Source organism: Bradyrhizobium campsiandrae, assembly GCF_014529705.1.
In the GTDB taxonomy this organism is placed as follows: domain Bacteria; phylum Pseudomonadota; class Alphaproteobacteria; order Rhizobiales; family Xanthobacteraceae; genus Bradyrhizobium; species Bradyrhizobium campsiandrae.
Window position 1 is genome coordinate 1 of the sequence record NZ_JAANIH010000312.1, and the last position, 255, is coordinate 255.

Sequence of the window (255 nt, forward strand, 5' to 3'; positions counted from 1 at the left end):
TCGACGAGATCATCGACATCGTCGAGGAACGCCTCAACATCGAGGTCGGCGGCTCGGCCAGCGGCATCCTCGGCTCGGCCGTGATCAAGGGCCAGGCCACCGAAGTGATCGACGTCGGCCACTTCCTGCCGATGGCGTTCGCCGACTGGTTCACCCGCAAGGAGATGAAACCGTCGATGCATTCGCAGTCGGTGCTGCTGGTCGACGATTCGGCGTTCTTCCGCAACATGCTGGCCCCGGTGCTGAAGGCGGCCG

The 255-nt window shown here is 64.3% G+C and carries 1 protein-coding gene; it reads left to right on the forward strand.

The features are described from left to right. Window positions 1-255 (forward strand): hypothetical protein (locus G8O24_RS43240; RefSeq protein WP_188108479.1); only part of this gene is annotated, 255 nt, incomplete at both ends.